Origin of the sequence: Methylobacterium sp. WL116 (assembly GCF_008039455.1) — a bacterium.
Taxonomy (GTDB): domain Bacteria; phylum Pseudomonadota; class Alphaproteobacteria; order Rhizobiales; family Beijerinckiaceae; genus Methylobacterium.
The window spans coordinates 1-671 of the sequence record NZ_VRUV01001040.1 but is presented as its reverse complement, the minus strand read 5'-3'; the positions used below and the strand labels follow the sequence as shown (position 1 = coordinate 671).

The window sequence follows — 671 nt, the reverse complement described above, 5'->3', positions numbered from 1 at the left end:
GTTTGACCTGACGGATGCGGAGTGGGCGGCGATCGAGCCGGTTCTGCCGACGGATGTGCGCGGCAAGGATCGGGTGGACGACCGGCGGGTGCTGAACGGCATTTTCTGGCGGTTGCGCACGGGCGCGCCCTGGGCCGACATCCCGGCGCGCTATGGTCCGCACACGACGTGCGGCAACCGCTTTCGGCGCTGGCGCAAGCGTGGGATCTGGGATCGTCTTCTGAAAGCCGTGTCAAAGGCTTACGAGGGTGACCTGCAGATGATCGATGCCACCCGCGTGCGGGTGCATCAGCATGCGGACTGCGCCAAAAAAAGACGACCGATCCCGTGGCATGGGTCGCTCGCGCGGCGGCCTGACGAGCAAGATCCACGCTCTGGTGGATGCCGAGGGCCGACCCATCGCCCTCAAGATCACCGAAGGCCAAGCGCATGACGGTCGGGCCGCCGACGACATGCTCGGCGATCTGGGACCTGGGCAGACCCTCCTGGGGGATCGGGCCTACGACAGCGACGCGCGGCGCGAGCGCTTGGCCGAGCAGGGGGCGTGGGCGAACGTGAAGCCGATGCCCAACCGCAAGAACGTGCCGGCCTTCAGTGCCTTCCTGTACAAGTACCGCAATCTGGTCGAGCGGTTCTTCAGCAGGATCAAGCACTTCCGTGCGGTCGCAACA

General features: G+C 66.2%; 1 pseudogene. It reads left to right on the top strand.

The annotated features are described in order from the left end of the window. Positions 1-671: pseudogene (locus tag FV223_RS29285) on the top strand (IS5 family transposase); the annotation flags it as partial.